Below are 15,654 nucleotides of genomic sequence, written 5' to 3' on the forward strand. Positions count from 1 at the left end.
TCTTGCATCTACGTTGCGCCCGCGTTGCGGCTGCATTGGCGGTTGCCGCCGCGAGCTTGCGGGCTTGCTATCTTGCAGACGGCAGCCGCTCGCGTCTCCGACGGAGATAGCGGCGGCGTATCGCATAACGTCATTGCATTATCGTCAATACAGATTTTCTGTCTTTGATAACCGGTCTTTTATCGAATTCAAATTGAGTTCGACAGTACTGTCTCTCTCCCGCTGAGCAAGCTTCTCGCGAGTTCGTCGCGCATCGATGCAGGCACTCGGCATTCACGCGCATATCCGCATATTTGCACGAACGGTTCCGTTGGAATGCGCGGTTTGCGCACGGCCGTCCCCCTACAATTAGCGCACCCATAGCGCTGAACCGCCCGCCGGATCGGCAAAGCCACAAGGCATTTCCCGTTGGGTACGAGGCCGCTGTGCGCCGCTTTTTTCACCGCACGCACGGGCCGCTATTCGCATGAGTCCGCACTCGCGGACTCGCCGCCGCATTGATGGAGATATTCGCTTTGACACCTGCGCCCATTGTCCGCCTGCTCGAAAATCGATGGTTTGGTTTGCTGGCACGTATCGCTCTGACCTTTCCGTACTGGACAAGCGGTATTGCGAAACTACTCAATCTGAAGGGCGCATTGGCCGAGGCTCACGCCCTGGGTCTGCATCCTGCCGTACCGATCATCGCGGTGACGATCTTTATCGAACTCGGCGCTTCGCTGGCCGTCATCAGCAGCCGCCTGACCTGGCTCGCCGCCGGCGCGCTGGGCGTATTCACCGCCAGTGCCGCCGCAATCGCTTATCCGTTCTGGGCCGACCCCGATACCATCGTGCGCTTCACCGACCGTAACGCCTTCTTCGAGCATATCGGCCTGATTGGCGGCTGCGTGCTCGCATCGATATTGGCCGATCGGGAGCATCGGCAGTAAAGGGCGTCGGCTCGGGCGAGCGCATCGGGGCGGTTTTTTCGCGGAGATGTCCACGGATAGGCCGTCATCGCATGCGATGCGCCCGCGCCTTCGCACGATGCGCTCCTTCGGTTGAGCCTGCCTTGCCTGTATAGATTCCCCACGCAGTAGATCCGATGCAGCGAATGATGATCGCGGCGTATCGCCGCTCGTCGTTTCGCTGCAGCTTCCCATTGATAGGGTTTCAAGGAAAACAACCATGGTCCAAAAATCGACGGAACCGAACATGACCCATGCGGCCGGTGCTCCCGTCAGCGACAACGTCAACATTCAGACGGCCGGCCCGCGTGGCCCCGCGCTGCTGCAGGACGTCTGGCTGATCGAGAAGCTTGCGCATTTCGATCGCGAGGTGATCCCGGAGCGCCGCATGCATGCGAAGGGCGCGGGCGCTTACGGCACGTTCACGGTGACGCACGACGTCACGCGCTACACGAAGGCGAAGATGTTTGCGGAAGTCGGCAAACAGACGCCGCTGTTCGCGCGCTTCTCGACGGTGGCCGGCGAACGCGGCGCGGCGGATGCCGAGCGCGACATTCGCGGCTTCGCGCTGAAGTTCTATACCGACGAAGGCAACTGGGACATGGTCGGCAATAACACGCCGGTGTTCTTTTTCCGCGACCCGCTGCGGTTCCCCGATCTGAACCACGCGATCAAGCGCGATCCGCGTACCGGCATGCGCAGCGCCGAGAGCAACTGGGATTTCTGGTCGCTGCTGCCCGAAGCACTGCATCAGGTCACGATCGTGATGAGCGAGCGCGGTATTCCGCGTACGTTCCGCCATATGCACGGTTTCGGCAGCCACACCTATAGCTTCATCAATGCCGAGAACGAACGCACGTGGGTCAAGTTCCATTTCCGCACGGAGCAGGGCGTCGAGAACCTGAGCGATTCGGAAGCGGAAGCACTGATTGCCAAGGACCGCGAGACGCATCAGCGCGATCTGTTCGACAGCATCGAGCGCGGCGATTTTCCGCGCTGGACCTTGCTCATTCAGGTCATGACGGATGCGCAGGCCAAGGCATTCCAGTTCAATCCGTTCGATCTGACGAAGGTGTGGCCGAAGGGCGACTATCCGCTGATCGAAGTCGGCTATTTCGAACTGAACCGCAATCCGGAGAACTTCTTCGCCGAAACCGAGCAGGTCGCGTTTTCGCCGTCGAACATCGTGCCCGGTATCGGCTACTCGCCGGACAAGATGCTGCAGGCGCGCCTCTTCTCGTATCCGGATGCGCAACGCTACCGGCTCGGCGTGAACTTCAACCATATCCCCGTCAATGCGCCGAAGTGCCCGTTCCATAGCTATCATCGCGACGGCGCGATGCGCACCGACGGCAACCTCGGCGGCACGCCGTCGTACTGGCCGAACAGCAAGGGCGTCTGGATCGATCAGCCGCAACTCAACGAGCCGCCGCTCGAACTCGACGGCGCGGCCGCTCATTGGGATCATCGCGTCGACGAAGATCACTATCAGCAGCCGGGCATTCTCTTCAGAAGCATGAATGCGGCGCAACGGCAGACGCTGTTCGATAACACGGCGCGGCAGCTTGCCGGCGTGTCGAAGGACATTCAGCAGCGTCACATCGGCAATTGCGCCAAGGCCGATCCGGACTATGCCGCGGGTATCGAAGCGGCGCTTGCACGACTCGCGAGCGAGAAGAAGTAACGCGTTGGCGGGGCGTGCCGTCATGACCGGTTGCCGCTGTTGTGCATGCCTTGCATGTGGCGGTGCGAGCGGCGCTTTGAACGGGAAGCGACGGGAAGCGGGCAGCAAGCAGTACGTTGCCGCGTTCCCGGCCGGTCAGGCGGATTGTATGCGTCGCGCATGAAAACAGATGCGATCCTGTATGATCGCATCTGTCTAGCAGGACAAATGCTGGATGCGAGAAAGATTAGTCGTTTGTTTTCTTGCAGGTAACCTCACATAATAAACCCGCTCCACGGCGAATTCGAAGAGAGACCGCGGCGCTGGATCATATGAATGTTGTGTATCGGACATCAAAGGCATTGTTGAGAGAAATGCGGTGCCGGAAGCATGAAGTATGGCTGCAAAGTGGTGACTGAAAACTCGTCGCGGACCGCGGTTTCTCCAGAACGCATCTGAAGGACCATTGTGACAGACACTTCCGCGAATCCACTTTGGGATGATTTGCGTATCGTCAAAGCTATCGCAGAGGGCGGCAGCCTCGTTGCCGCCGCAACAGCGCTCGGGCTCAACCATTCGACGGTTTCCCGGCGGCTCTCCGCGGTCGAACGGGCCTTGGGCGCCGTGTTGTTCGACCGGCGCCGCAGCGGCTACGGGCCGACCGCGGCGGGTGAAGAAGTGATTGCGTTGGCCAGTCGTATCGAGCTGGATATTCTTAGTATGACGAAGCGCGTGTCCAGCCACGCCGACAGTCAAAAAGGCAATCTGCGCATTACGACCAGCGATGCGCTCGTGCGGGATTTCGTTATCCCGATCGTTGCGGATTTCCGCACTCGCAACCCGGGTGTGCAGATCGAGATGATGGTCGGCAACAAGCCTCTGAACCTCGCGCGCGGCGACTCCGACATTGCGATTCGAGCCACGCTGGCGCCGCCGGAAAACCTGTTCGGACGCAAGCTCGGCACCGTCGCATGGGCGATTTATGGCCGCGCGGCCGATAGCGCGAACGGCTCTCCCGCGGGCGACATCATCGATCGTCGACCGTGGGTGTCCTATTGCCGGGACTTGAGCGGGCTCAAGGCATTCAGTTTTATCGATGAACACGTCGACCCCTGTAATATCGTCTATCGAAGCGACTCTATTATCGGCGTGGTCTCCGCCATTACCGCGGGGATCGGCATCGGTCTTTTGCCCTGCATGTACGGCGACCTGGTCACCGGCATCACCCGATTGAGCCCCGTGATACCCGAGGTGTATGACGAGCTGTGGCTTCTGACGCATCCCGACATCCGCAAATCCGGCCGGGTGAGCGCGTTTATGGCGCACTGCGCCGAGGCGATCATCGGGCGGCGCGAATTGATCGAGGGCAGGGCCGTCTATCGGGGACATTCGGTTGGCGCTTCGCCGTCGCCGGGTGGTTCCCGGCTTTCATGGGTCTGATCGACGCTTTTGTGCGAATTGAATCGTACTGATCCTGAAACACCAAAACGGTATTCGCGAGCTTCATGCCGATGTCGGGAGAGCTTCGGATTCCCTATCGAAACGCCGGAGCCATCCGTCACGCAGGCGCAATCAGATGACGGATTCGCGGCGCCTCGGTGCCGATATGAAATTGCCGGGCGGTTTCCTCGCATTCGCGGTCGGCGCGCGTGACACGTTCGTGCTGGCGCAAATGTTCGATCCAGCTCTCGACGACGAAGGTCTCGACGAACAGACCCGCCTGCGCCGCATCTTCATACAACCCCCAGGAGAGGGCGCCGCCACGGCGCCGGCTGGCTTGCAGCCGTGCCATCGCGAGCGTGAAGTCGGCGGAACTCGCCGGTGCGATGCGATATTCGATCGTGACGAGCACCGGGCCGCGATCGTTCTGCATGTCGCCTTCCACATGCGGCGCGGGCCAGTCGGCCGCGGGTGTGAGGTCGAGCTTCGCGGCGGCGTCGAGCGGGAAACGCAAGGCGAGCAACTGCGCGATGCCGAGCGCCGCGCCGGCCGCGAGCAGTGCTACTTGCACGCCTGCATGCGCGGCGACCCATCCCCAGAAGGTCGAACCCGCGGTCATCGTGCCTTGCGAGACGAGCATATAGAGCGCGAGCGTACGCGCCTTGACCCAGGCGGGCGCGGCCATCTGCGCCGCGCCGGTGAGCGACGACATGATCGTGATCCATGCGACGCCCGCCGCGAACATGACCGGCGCGGCCATGGCAAAGGTCGAGGCCATGCCGAGCAATGCAGTCGCCGCCGCGAACAGCAGCGACGCGGCGAGCATCATCGCGTTGCACGAAATCCGTCCGGAGAGCACGCGCAGAAGCAATGCACCGGCGATGGCGCCGAAGCCGAGGCAGGCGAGCAGCGCGCCGTAGCCGATGGAGCTCAAGCCGAGATCGCGCCGGCCGATCACCGGCAGCAAGGCCCAGAGCGCGCTCGCAAATACGAAGAACGCCGCGCTGCGCAGCAGTACCGTCAGCATGGCGGGCGACTGCCGTGTGTAACGCACGCCGGCTTGCAAGGCGCCGAGAAAGTGTTCGGCGGGCAGGCCCGATTTGCGCGGCGTGCGTTGCCAGCGCAGCAGCACTACCGCGACGCCGATGCTGGATAGCGCATTGAGCGCGAAGACCGCCGCCGGGCCGCCGGCGGCGGCGATCACGAGGCCGCCCGCGGCCGGCCCGATCGCGCGTGCGATATTGATGCCGAGGCTGAGCAGCGCAATCGCGCGCGGCAGGCTCGCGGGCGGCACCAGTTCGGGGATGGTCGCCTGGAAAGCCGGTGCGCTGAGCGTCATGCCGGTGGCGATTGCCGCGACCATCGCCAGCAGCAGCCACGGGGTGCACAGGCCGGCGAACGTAAAGATCGAGAGCAGGGCCGCGCCGGCCACCATCCACCATTGCGTGGCGAGCAGCAGCCGCCTGCGGTCGACGATGTCGGCGAGCGCGCCGGCGGGCATCGACAGCACGAACATCGGCAGCGTGGTCGCGGCCTGCACCGCCGCCACCAGCAGCGGGTCGCGCGACAGGGACGTCATCAGCCAGCCCGCGCCGACATCCTGCATCCACGTGCCGATATTCGAAACGATGGTGGCGATCCACAGCGCCCTGAAAATAGGAATCCTGAGCGGCGAATCGGCAGCCGTATTCATGATGGGGTCTCGTTGCGGGTCAAGGCTGGGTCAAAGCCGGTTCAAGGCTGGTGCTGGCCAGCGGTATCTTCATTCGCGCGCGTCGGGCGCGGCGCAAGTCCTGTCACCTGCCCCGACGTTGTCTGCTCGCTACGGGCGTGTACGCTCGTCGCGGCGCTGGATTCGGACATCAGCCGTTTCACGGTGGGCAGCGCCTGTTCGCCGATCAGGATGCCGAGCAGGCCGACCAGGGCGATCAGCGGCGGTGCCGGCGAGCGCACTTTCAGCAGCGAATAGACGAGGCCCACGAGGAGACCGGCAGCGAGCGACAGGAGATAGGATTTCATGCAATGCTTGCCGCGGTGTTTCGATGAACGAACGACTTTGCCGCAGGCGGGCTTATCGTCCAGATGAATGTTCAAATAAATGCTTGAGCCAGTGCATCGAATCGATACCTTGATTCAAGGCGCGCTGACGGAAGCGGGGCCGCATCGCGCGCCGCGCGCGCTGCTTCGTGCAGGCGTGCGGCCGTGACGCGGCCCCGTCATCAAGCGGAAATCAAGCTTGACGTTGGCGATATCAGTGCGCGCCGAGCATCGCCTTCGCGTACTCGATACCCACGCCGAATGCGCCGCCGAACTTCATGGCGATGCCGGTCGTCACGTCGTACGTTTCGGTACGTGCCCAGTCGCGTTGCAGTTCGAGCAGATAGGTGAGTGCCGTGATCGGACGCGCGCCGGCCTGGATCATCCGTGCGACTGCGCGTTCATGCGCTTCGACCGAGCCGTCGCCGCATGCATCGGTGACGACATAGACTTCGAAGCCTTGCTCGAGCGCGGAAATCACGGGGCCGTTGCAGCAAACCGACGTCCACAGGCCGGCGATGACCAGGCGGTTCTTGCCGGTTGCGTTGATACGGGCGATGAAGTTCTCGTCTTCCCATGCATTGGACGTCGTGCGGTCGGTGACTTCCGCATCCGGAAACGCGTCGGTGATTTCGTCGAAGAGCGGGCCAGCGAAGCTGTCCTTCGAGATCGTCGAGATGATCGTCGGCACGTTGAAGCCCTTGCCGGTGTGAGCAAGAATGGCTGCGTTAGCGCGCAGATTGGTGATGTCGATCGACTTCGTGTTGAATGCCATCTGCGCCTGGTGATCGATCAGGACCAGCGCGTGGTCGTTGGGGCTCAGAAGGGAAGCAGCGGGTTTGGCGATGGCTTGGATGCTCATTACTCGGTCCTCGTGGAGTGAATGGGTTGGCTGGAATTCAGCCGATGGCCTGCGAGAGACGGTTGACAGGGGGGCTGGAGGACAACCGCAAGTCATCGGCATGCGGAGGATTCTAAGTGAGCGAGTCCGCATAGGGGGGTGCAGTTTTGCGGAATGGCATGTGTAAAACTGCGGACGTTCGCATTGAACTATCGATCGAGTTCCATCGAGTGACGCATGCGCGGTTCTCTGCCTTCGATGAAGTTGCGATGCTGCGTAATCGCTTCCGCGCAATGCTTCATGAACGCATGAACCCGGCCCGACTTGCGGATGTCGGGATGCGTCAGCACCCACAATTCGTCGTAGACTCGCGGCTCGACAGGACCGATGCGCACGAGTCCGCCGAGCAGGTCGCCGTGCATGCAGGGCAGCAGGCCGATGCCGATGCCGGCCGCGATCGCCGAGGTGACGCCGACGACGGAATCGCTGCGATGGAGAATGTTTTCCGCCGGTACGTGTGCGTTGACGAAGTCGAACGCCATGAGACCGGCGAGGTTCTTGCCGTACGATACCCAGCGGCGCTGATAGAGTACTTCTCTCGACGGCGATACGCCGACGTAGTCGGCCCTGCGCCCATAAATGGCCCATGCGATGGTGGCGAGCTTGCGGCCGAACAGGTTCTCGGGCGGTGCCACGGTGGCGCGAAACGCGATGTCGGATTCGCCGCGCGCGAGATTGAGCGACTTGTTGCCGACGAGGGTTTCAATGCGCAGGCCCGCGTTGCGGCGCTGGAAGTCCGCGATGATCGGCGTGAGAAAGTCGAGCAGCAGCGCGTCGCTCGTCGTGATGCGCAGGTTGCCCGTATAGCTGTGCGCATGACCCGACACGCGCCGGGTCACGGCGTGGATGTCGGTTTCGATGCGCCCGGCCAGCGCGATCAGCTCGGCGCCCGCGCCGGTCGGCACATAGCCGTTGCGGCGCCGGTCGAACAGCACGGCTTGCAGCACGCGCTCGACGGCCGCGAGCCGGCGGCTGACCGTGGAGTGATTCATGTCGAGCACGGCGGCCGCGGCGACGAGGCCGCCGCTATCGCCGATTGCCTTGACGATGCGCAGGTCGTCCCATGAGAGCGCGTGAAGGGGATCGTTCATGATGTCCTCTGAAAAGCGGCTTCCTGCCAATAGTTCGCCGTATGTACCCGGAACTCATCGGCGAAGCCGGAACACCCGGCCGTGAGTATGCGTGATTGGCCTCAAGAACTTTTTTCATCTTGCCGACATACAGCTATCGAAACAACTATGGGAAGTTTACCAATGACGCTTACGCCAGTCGGCAATATCGGCAGCACTTCGGCCGCTTCCGTTTCGCCAGCGCAGAACCCGGGCACTAGCGCCGATAGCGGGAAGCCGCCGGCCGCGAGCAACGGCGCGGCGAATTCGAATCCCGCGAGCCATAGCGCGGGAGCGGAAACATCGGGTTTCGCCTCTTCGTCATCTTCATCCGAGTCTCCGGCCATGCGCGCGCTGAAGGCGGAAATCCGGCGCCTTCAGCAGGAACTGGCGCATCTTCAATCCCAACTGACGAAGCTGTCGTCACCCGGGGATCAGAGCGCGGCCAGCGCGCTGCGCGGTCAGGTCGCGTCGATTTCGTCGGCCATCGAGCAGGCGACGGCCGCGCTGTCCCAATTGATGCTCGGCTCCGGGAAAACCGGCGGCCTCGTGAACGAGCAGGCCTGAGCTACCGTTTGCTCGAAGCAGGGCGCGCCCTGGCCGTGCAATTGACGCACAGGTGCGCGTTTCATCGTTCGTGAGCGGATTCTAACGCGCTCTCCGAGCGCAGAAGCTCGACGAAGGCCTGCTGGACCGCCGTGCCGAGCCAGTCGCTGCGCACCGTATAGCCGACCGCGCGGCGCGCTTCGGGCAAGGCCAGTTCCAGCGCGACCAGTTCGCGCCCCGGATAGGCGTCGCGAATCTGCGCGCGCGACAACAACGTGATGCAATCGCTTTCCATCAGCATCGCCAGCATCATCGCAAGAGAACTGGTTTCGAGCACCAGCGGCGGCTTGACTGGCAACTGCTCGAAAATCGAATCGATCACCGCGCGGCGCGGCACGTTGTGCTCGGGCATGACCCAGTCGTGGCCGGCGAGATCGAGCAGGGCGATGCGCTTGCGCCTTGCCAGCCGATGCCCCTTGCGCACGGCCGCCACGTAAGGGTCGGCAAACAGCTCCGTTTCCTGTGCGGCCCCGGCAAGACGCGCCCCGCGCAAGCCGCCGATGATGATGTCGAGCGCGCCGCTACGCAATTTGCGCAGCAGATGCGCATGCGAGCCTTCTTCCACCGTGACGCGTGCGGCAGGATAGCCCTCGCGCAAGCGCTGAATGACGCGCGCGACGAGGCGCGGCGGCAGCAGCGGCAGGACGCCGATCGCCACCTTGCCGGTGAGCTGCCCGCGAGCGTAGGCCAGGTCCTCGCCCGCCTGCGCGATCTCATGAAGCGCGAGGCTCAAACAGCGCGCGAACTCGATGCCGGCAGCGTTCGCCGACACGCTATGCACACGGCGCCGGTATAGCGACACGCCGACGTTCTGTTCGATTTGCCGCGCGGCCCGATGCACGGCGGGCTGCGAAATGCCCAATGACAGCGCGGCCTCGGCCGCGGAGCCCGCGTCGGCGATCGCGATGTGGCAGCGCACCTGCGCGTCGGTGAGGCGGCGGCAGATCTTCGCCGCGTGCGTGGCCGTCGCCTGGCCCGTCAGGCCCATGACGGCACGCTCGATCTGATCGAGCATGCGGCGCACGCGCCGCTGCAGGATGAGGCCTTCGCCGGTCAATTCGCTGCCGCCGAAGCCGCGTTCGAACAGCGGGCCGCCAAAGCCCGCTTCGAGCTTGCTGATCGCGACGCTGACCGCCGGCTGCGTGCGCCCCGCGCGGATCGCCGCCTGCCCGATGCCACCGGCCTCGCACACCGCATCGAACAGGAAAAGGCGCCGCAGGCGCGCCTGATCTTCATCCGATGACGTTTCTCCTGACGCTTTCATTGGCCCTCCAGACGGCCCCGAAAAAACCCTTAGATTAACCAGAATTTATGAGCTGGGCCTCACTTCATATTGAGGCGTTCAATGCTATCGAGCTTACATTAACACCCATTCCAGCAGAACATTTCCCGTCAGGAGCGCCTTCATGTCAATCGTCATCGACACGCATACTCATGCAATTTCCCCCGATAAACAACGCTATCCGATCGCCCCGGTCGGCGGCCACCAGTCGGAGTGGTCGGCGAAGCGCCCGGTCAGCTTCGAAGGGCTGCTCGCGTCGCTGGACGAAGCGGGCATCGACCGGGCGGTCGTGGTGCAGGCGTCGACGGTGTATGGCAACGACAATAGTTATGTGGTCGAGGCGGTGCGCAGCCATCCGGATCGCTTCGCGGGGGTGTTCTCGATCGACGTGCTGGCGGACGACGCCGTCTCCCAGATGCAGCGCTGGCTCGACGCGGGCCTCTCGGGCCTGCGTCTGTTCACGACCGGCAGCACGATGCCGGGGCAGGCGGGCTGGCTCGACGACGAGCGCTCGTTCCCGGTCTGGGAATACGCGCAGCGCCACAATGTGTCGATTTGTCTGCAGATGACCGCACAGGGCATTCCCGCGCTGCTGAACATGCTCGCGCGCTTTCCGGACATCCGCGTTCTGCTCGATCACCTCGCGCGTCCCGAACTGGCCGGCGGCCCGCCGTACGAAGCAGCCGCGCCGCTCTTCAGCCTCGCGCCGCATCAGGGCGTGTATCTGAAGCTCACGAATCGCACGATCGCCGAAGCCGGCCGAGGCGCGTCGACGCCCGCGGCGTTTTTCCCGCGCGTGCTCGAAGCGTTCGGCGCGCATCGCATTGCGTGGGGCTCGAATTTCCCGGCGGCCGAAGGCGCGCTGCCGCAACTGCTCGCCGACGCTCGCGAGAGTCTTGCGATGCTGCCGGCCGACGCGCAAGCCGCGATCTTCTCCGGCACCGCGCGCGCGATCTATCCGGCGCTCGCCGCCTGAAACGTCGACTTCGAATGCAACCGGGAGACCCGAACGTGAGTACTGCAACGCAACCTCTGCGCCTGAAGGCCGCACTGAAAACCTATCCGCATACGCGAGCACTGAAAGCGGGCGAGCTGACGGACCCGGCGGTCGAACTGCTGTTCGAGGAGATCGAGCCGATCCATCGCGCGTTCGCGCCGATGGCGCGCCGCCAGGCGTTCGACGTCAGCGAACTGGCCATCGTCACGTATCTTCAGGCGAAAGCCTACGGCAAGCCGCTCGTGCTCTTGCCCGCGGTCGTGGCCGCGCGCTTCCAGCAAGGCTGCATCATCTACAACGCGGAGCGTGACAAGCCCGACCTGAGCCATCTCGCGGGCAAGCGGATCGGCGTGCGGGCCTACTCGCAGACCACCGGCGTGTGGGTGCGCGCGATTCTCGGGGAAACCTACGGCGTGCCGCTCGACGAGATCGAGTGGGTGACGATCGAAGGCGCACATCTGGAAGAGTATGTCGAACCCGCTTTCGTGCGCCGTGCCGAGGCCGGCAAGCAATTGCTGTCGATGCTGCGTGAGGGCGAGATCGACGCCGCGATCCTCGGCAACGATCTGCCGGGCGAGCCGGAATTCAAGCCGCTGATCGAGAATGCCGCGGTCGCCGACCGTGAGTGGTACGCGCTGCATCGTTACGTGCCGATCAATCATGTCGTTGTGGTGACACAGGCGCTGGCCGATGCGAATCCGCAAGCCGTGCGCGCGGTGTACGACCTGCTCAAACGCGGCAAGGCCGCGGCTGCCGGGCAGAGCACGGGCCAGCCCGACAAGCTGCTGTTCGGCTATGACGCACTACGCGGGCCGCTCGAAGAAACCCTGGCCTTCTGCGAGCAACAGCAATTGCTGCCGCGCAAGCTGAGCGTCGAGGAAATCTTCGCCGACAGCCTCGGCATTCTGGGCGACGCCGCGCGTTAGCGCAACGCACGTCCGCTTCACGCATCCTGAGCGAATCCGAATTCGCCGCAGTCCGTCAAGGAGACACCATGAGCTTGCCCGGCAAATCCGCCGCCGCGAAACCCAGGGAACGCCGTCCGTTCTACCTCGATCTGTCCTTCCAGGTATTGGCCGGCATGGCGTTAGGCATCGCCACGGGTTACTTCTTTCCGAAGTTCGGCATCAACCTGCAACCTCTCGGCGATGCCTTTATCCGCATCATCCAGATGCTGATCGGCCCGATCATCTTCTGTACGGTGTGCAGCGGCATTGCGGGCGTGAGCGATTTCAAGAAAGTCGGCCGCGTCGCGATCAAGGCGCTCTTCTATTTCGAAGTGGTGACGTCGATCGCGCTGGTACTCGGTCTCGTGGTCGTGAACCTGCTCAAGCCCGGTGTCGGCATGAACGTGGACATGCACAGCGTGCATTCCGCCGCCGTCGATACGTATGTCGCCAAGGCGCATCACTTCGTCACGACGAGCGAATTCCTGCTCAATGTGATTCCGCACACGGCAATCAGCGCGTTCGCCGGCGGCGACGTGTTGCAGGTGCTGTTCTTCTCGGTGCTATTCGCATTCGGACTCGCCGCGATCGGCGAGCGCGCACAGCCGGCCATGGACCTGATCGAAGCGGTGTCGGGTTCGCTCTTCTGGATCATCGGGCTCACGATGAAAATCGCGCCGCTCGCCGCATTCGGCGCGATCTCCTTCACGGTCAGCAAGTTCGGGTTCGGCACGCTGATCTCGCTCGGCAAGCTCGTGCTCGAGTTCTATCTGACCTGCGCGCTGTTCATTCTGCTGATTCTCTGGCCGATCGCGAGGGTCAACGGCTTCAGTCTGCTGCGTTTGATGCGCTATATCGGCGCGGAGTTGCTGCTCGTGATCGGCACGAGTTCTTCGGAGACGGTATTTCCGCAACTGATCGACAAGCTCGAACGGCTCGGATGCGAGAAGTCGGTGGTCGGTCTGGTTTTGCCGACGGCCTATACGTTCAATCACGACGGCACCTGCCTGTACTTCGCCGCGGCGGCGGTCTTTCTCGCCCAGGCCACCAACACGCCGATGAACTGGCACGATCAGCTGGTCCTGCTCGCGGTACTGCTGCTCACGTCGAAAGGCGCGGCAGGGGTGTCCGGCGCGGCCATCGCCGTGCTGGCGGCTACGCTGACCGCGTCGAACACGATTCCGGTCGAATCCATCGCTCTCGTGCTCGGTATTCACCGAGCCATGTCGAGCGGATTCGTGTTTACCAACATCATCGGCAACAGCGTCGCAACCATTGTCGTGGCGAACTGGGAAAAGGCGCTCGACCGCGTTGCGCTGAGCCGCGAACTGGCGGCGGGCTTCCGGCCGGATGCGATTGCGTCCGGCCACCTGAGCCACACGAGCCACCCGAGCGGCGGCCAGGCCGGCAGTTAAAAGCACTTAAATCACCTGAAGCACTTGCCTGTCACACCAGCTGAGCCGCCGAGCCGGTTCAGCGGGTTCGACGCACCCGAAAAGAATGCAACGGATCACTTCGCGTAACGAGTTATACGAATCGGATGAGAGGTTTTTTCTCTTCATTCAATCCAGATAAATACATCGGATTAGAGACATATCATGAAAATAAAGATTTGGAGAACGATTGGAGCAGGGTTGTCGCTGGCGGCGGGCACGATGTCCGCGCATGCGCAAACCAGTGTCCAGATATACGGCACGGTAGATGGCGGCGTGCGTTACCAGAACAATGCGGCCGTCGGTGGCGGCTCGGTGGTGACGATGAATTCCAACGGCTACTACAGTTCGAACAAACTCGGCTTTCTGGGCCGGGAAGACCTCGGTGGCGGCTGGAACGCGCACTTCCGGCTGGAGAGCGGATTCAATCTCGGCAATGGCCAGCTGGACAACACCAACGGTGTGCTGTTCAACCGGCAAGCGTATGTCGGCATTGGGCACACGAAATACGGGTCGATCGATCTCGGGCGCCAGTACACGATCTCGCACGACATCATCAGCATTTACGATCCATTCGGCTTTCACTTCACGCCGATCCTGCCGTTGACCACCGCGTCGGACGGCACGCGCAACAACAACGCCATCAAGTACAAGAACGACTTCGGGCCGCTGCTGTTCGAAGCGGACAACTCGTTCGGCGGCGTGGCGGGCGATTTCAGCAGCGGGGCGACGCGCTCGGTCGGCCTGAGCTATGGCATGGGGCCGGCCAGCATCGGCGGCGTGTACGGGCATCGCAACATTCTGAGCGGCACGACCTACGTCAGCGACAGCTATTACATGGCCGGCGCCGCTTACCAGATCGGCCCGGTGCGTGTGTCGGGCGGCTTCATGTCGGAAGACCAGCAGAACCCCAACGCGGCGCACCAGGTGACGAACAACGCGTTCGGCGGCCTTGCCTGGAGCATCAAGCCGGACCTGGTCTTCACCGGCGGCTACTATGAGACCACCGTTTCCACCGACAAGGCGAGCCGCCGCGGCATCTCGGTGGTGTCGCTCGCTTATCTGCTGTCCAAGCGCACTACGCTGTACAGCGAACTCGATTACACGTCGTACAAACACGCCGTGGTCAGCACGTTGAACCCGGCCGGCGCGTCGAGTCAGACCGCCGTCACCGTGGGTCTCGACGTGCTGTTCTAACCGTTCAAACCGACAGGCAAACGCGCGTTGGCGGTATCGCGCGCTGAATTTCCAGGGAGAGCCAGGCATGATTATCGATATCCACGGCCACTATACGACTGCGCCGAAAGCATTGGAGACGTGGCGCAACCGCCAGATCGCAGGCATTGCGAATCCGTCGGCGATGCCCAAGGTATCGGAGTTGCAGATCAGCGACGACGAACTGCGCGAGTCGATCGAGAACAATCAGTTGAGGCTCATGCTCGCGCGCGGCCTTGATCTGACGATCTTCAGTCCGCGCGCGAGCTTCATGGCGCATCACATTGGCGATGCCGCCATCTCGGCAACATGGGCCGCGATCTGCAACGAACTGTGCTATCGCGTGAGCCAGTTGTTCCCCGGGCATTTCGTGCCGGCCGCGATGCTGCCGCAAAGTCCGGGCGTGGATACGGCCACCTGCATTCCTGAACTCGTCAAATGCGTCGAGCAATACGGCAATGTCGCGATCAATCTGAATCCCGATCCGTCGGGCGGTCACTGGACCAGTCCGCCGCTGTCGGATCGCTACTGGTACCCGATCTACGAGAAGATGGTGGAGTACGACATTCCGGCCATGGTTCACGTGAGCACGAGCTGCAATTCATGCTTCCACACGACCGGCGCGCATTATCTGAATGCGGATACGACCGCCTTCATGCAATGCCTGACCTCGGACCTGTTCCGCGACTTCCCCACGCTGCGTTTCGTGATTCCGCACGGTGGTGGCGCGGTGCCGTATCACTGGGGACGCTTTCGCGGTCTCGCGCAGGAGTTGAAAAAGCCTGTGTTGAAGGACCATCTGCTCAACAATATTTTCTTCGACACCTGCGTCTATCACCAACCGGGTATTGATCTGTTGACGCGCGTGATCCCCGTCGACAACATCCTGTTCGCGAGCGAGATGATCGGCGCGGTGCGCGGCATCGATCCGGAGACGGGCCACTATTTCGACGATACGAAGCGCTATATCGAAGCGGCGCATGTCGATGCGCAGGAACGCCAGAAGATCTATGAAGGAAATGCACGGCGTGTTTATCCGCGCCTCGATGCCTTGCTCAAATCAAAGGGGCTGTAATC

Annotated in this window: 14 protein-coding genes; 9 read left to right on the top strand and 5 right to left on the bottom strand. The window is 62.7% G+C overall.

Annotated elements, in window-relative coordinates; translation table 11 throughout:
* Positions 1-500 precede the first annotated feature (500 nt).
* The 3 genes from F3J20_RS15500 (at position 501) to F3J20_RS15510 (ending at position 4,050) form a co-directional block, all read left to right on the top strand.
* A complete protein-coding gene (locus F3J20_RS15500) occupies positions 501-929 on the top strand; it encodes a DoxX family protein (RefSeq protein WP_167041388.1) in 429 nt (142 codons plus the stop codon).
* 265 nt (positions 930-1,194) lie between these two features.
* Entirely contained in the window at positions 1,195-2,631 is a 1,437-nt protein-coding gene (locus F3J20_RS15505) for a catalase (protein ID WP_167283847.1), read from the top strand.
* 447 nt (positions 2,632-3,078) lie between these two features.
* The gene (locus F3J20_RS15510) at positions 3,079-4,050 is read left to right on the top strand and encodes a LysR family transcriptional regulator (RefSeq protein WP_205192799.1); all 972 of its coding nucleotides are present in this window, start codon (positions 3,079-3,081) and stop codon (positions 4,048-4,050) included.
* Between the two features lie 118 nt (positions 4,051-4,168).
* Here the strand turns inward: F3J20_RS15510 and F3J20_RS15515 are convergent, their stop codons facing one another.
* The 4 genes from F3J20_RS15515 to F3J20_RS15530 form a co-directional block, all read right to left on the bottom strand.
* Positions 4,169-5,743 (bottom strand): MFS transporter, encoded by a 1,575-nt coding sequence (locus F3J20_RS15515; RefSeq protein ID WP_167283810.1) that lies wholly within the window; start codon positions 5,741-5,743, stop codon positions 4,169-4,171.
* A gap of 41 nt (positions 5,744-5,784) precedes the next feature.
* Positions 5,785-6,069: a DUF1427 family protein gene (locus F3J20_RS15520; RefSeq protein ID WP_167283848.1), complete on the bottom strand. Its 285-nt coding sequence runs from the start codon at positions 6,067-6,069 to the stop codon at positions 5,785-5,787.
* Positions 6,070-6,301: 232 nt separating this feature from the next.
* Positions 6,302-6,949, bottom strand: coding sequence for a hydrolase (locus tag F3J20_RS15525; protein WP_167041397.1), 648 nt, complete (start codon positions 6,947-6,949; stop codon positions 6,302-6,304).
* A 188-nt stretch (positions 6,950-7,137) separates the two neighbouring features.
* Positions 7,138-8,079, bottom strand: coding sequence for a LysR family transcriptional regulator (locus F3J20_RS15530; RefSeq protein ID WP_167041400.1), 942 nt, complete (start codon positions 8,077-8,079; stop codon positions 7,138-7,140).
* Positions 8,080-8,241: 162 nt separating this feature from the next.
* Between F3J20_RS15530 and F3J20_RS15535 the strand changes: the two genes are divergently transcribed.
* Positions 8,242-8,664: a hypothetical protein gene (locus F3J20_RS15535; RefSeq protein ID WP_167283811.1), complete on the top strand. Its 423-nt coding sequence runs from the start codon at positions 8,242-8,244 to the stop codon at positions 8,662-8,664.
* A 61-nt stretch (positions 8,665-8,725) separates the two neighbouring features.
* Here F3J20_RS15535 and F3J20_RS15540 read toward each other — a convergent pair whose 3' ends face one another.
* Positions 8,726-9,967 carry a LysR substrate-binding domain-containing protein gene (locus F3J20_RS15540; RefSeq protein ID WP_167041406.1) on the bottom strand — a complete coding sequence of 414 codons (1,242 nt, stop codon included), beginning with the start codon at positions 9,965-9,967 and terminating at the stop codon, positions 8,726-8,728.
* Positions 9,968-10,109: 142 nt separating this feature from the next.
* Here F3J20_RS15540 and F3J20_RS15545 point away from each other — a divergent pair, with 142 nt between their 5' ends.
* The 5 genes from F3J20_RS15545 (at position 10,110) to F3J20_RS15565 (ending at position 15,652) form a co-directional block, all read left to right on the top strand.
* Positions 10,110-10,961 (top strand): amidohydrolase family protein, encoded by an 852-nt coding sequence (locus tag F3J20_RS15545; RefSeq protein ID WP_167283812.1) that lies wholly within the window; start codon positions 10,110-10,112, stop codon positions 10,959-10,961.
* A 35-nt stretch (positions 10,962-10,996) separates the two neighbouring features.
* Complete coding sequence (locus tag F3J20_RS15550) at positions 10,997-11,908, top strand: hypothetical protein (RefSeq protein ID WP_167283813.1); 912 nt, start codon at positions 10,997-10,999, stop codon at positions 11,906-11,908.
* Positions 11,909-11,976: 68 nt separating this feature from the next.
* A complete protein-coding gene (dctA, locus tag F3J20_RS15555) occupies positions 11,977-13,344 on the top strand; it encodes a C4-dicarboxylate transporter DctA (RefSeq protein ID WP_240158902.1) in 1,368 nt (455 codons plus the stop codon).
* 183 nt (positions 13,345-13,527) lie between these two features.
* Positions 13,528-14,559, top strand: coding sequence for a porin (locus F3J20_RS15560; protein ID WP_167283814.1), 1,032 nt, complete (start codon positions 13,528-13,530; stop codon positions 14,557-14,559).
* Between the two features lie 67 nt (positions 14,560-14,626).
* Positions 14,627-15,652, top strand: a complete 1,026-nt coding sequence (locus F3J20_RS15565) for an amidohydrolase family protein (RefSeq protein WP_167283815.1) — start codon at positions 14,627-14,629, stop codon at positions 15,650-15,652.
* Positions 15,653-15,654: the final 2 nt, after the last annotated feature.

This window comes from Paraburkholderia sp. Cy-641 (assembly GCF_011752945.1).
GTDB lineage: Bacteria > Pseudomonadota > Gammaproteobacteria > Burkholderiales > Burkholderiaceae > Paraburkholderia.